Source organism: Streptococcus sp. A22 (assembly GCF_043674215.1).
Lineage (GTDB): Bacteria > Bacillota > Bacilli > Lactobacillales > Streptococcaceae > Streptococcus > Streptococcus suis_V.
Genome location: NZ_JBIMJQ010000070.1, coordinates 1 through 1,091 on the forward strand (window position 1 = coordinate 1; position 1,091 = coordinate 1,091).

Genomic DNA, 1,091 nt, shown 5'->3' on the forward strand with positions numbered 1-1,091 from the left:
GTTCAGGAGTTGAGAAATAGCGACTCATATCAATGGGCATCCGTCCTTCACCAAAGCACTTGACCGTCACTAAAGTCGTTAAAATGCCATCCTTTCCTCTAGCAGAATAATTTTCACCAAAGGCACGAAAGGCCAGGTGATTGTCTTTCGTCAAGAGAGTATCTACACCATTTTTAATATCCCTAGTTTCCATAAAATCCGAAATCCGATGAAGATTGGATTCGTAGAATAGGGGATCATTCATCTCTTTGTGGTAATCATCTTCAAAAGTCACCTCAAAGTCACAATCAAAATTGGGGAGCGACAGTATCTTTTGTAATAACTGATTGGTTTCAACTTGGTGAATATGTTCTTCTAATTCAGTACAATCTAGGATACTTTTCTTATGTAGTAGGTTCATGTTTTTCTTCCTCTTCCGTTCTTCTAAATTCACTGGCAATGGCTTCAATAACTGTGACAGTCACGCTATTGCCGGCCTGTTTGTATAGTTGGCTCTTACTGGAAACACTTTCTGCTTTGTCAAAAGCCCAATCAGGAAAGCCTTGAAGTCTGAAACACTCTCTTGGTGTCAGTCGTCTTATTCTCAGGCGATAAAGTTTCCCCTCTAAGACAATGCCTGTGACTTCATACCACTTATCCTGTCGATATTCCAGAGCAGCAACCACCACTCCCATATTGTCTGAAGTCGTCAGAGTATTGGATATTCCCTTTCCCACACGTCCCCTACGTTTGGTTGAGTCTGGATAAGCCAGATTGACAGAGTCTCCAAGAGTTGCCTTTGCGTACCCTGTTTTTGTGGCTTCCTTGATTTTCAGAAATGGCAGCTCCTCCCTCAGCAAAATCTTTGGCACCTTGTCTCCACCTTGCATGGTGGTCAAAGTCGGTGACAAGCCAGAAGTGTCGAATACTCTTCCAGTCTGGTCAAAGCTAGTCGGCAGATTTCCTGCGACAACAACTCCGTGTCTGTCTTGACTTGTCAAAGTAAACATAGGGTCTTGATTGTCCTTAAGTCGACGACCATGTTGCCGTTTTTCTAGTCTATCTGGTGTTAAGACTGGAATGGCGATTTTAGCTCCCTCTCCTTTACCTCT

At 43.1% G+C, this 1,091-nt stretch carries 2 protein-coding genes; both read right to left on the minus strand.

All coding sequences use genetic code 11. From position 1 onward, the window contains the following. On the minus strand, positions 1 to 400 hold a 400-nt coding region (locus tag ACHBHN_RS11320), incomplete at its 3' end, for a hypothetical protein (protein WP_394734161.1). Continuing rightward, the coding region (locus ACHBHN_RS11325; protein ID WP_394734162.1) for a DNA cytosine methyltransferase at positions 384 to 1,091 on the minus strand (708 nt) is incomplete at its 5' end. The genes ACHBHN_RS11325 and ACHBHN_RS11320, both read right to left, overlap by 17 nt.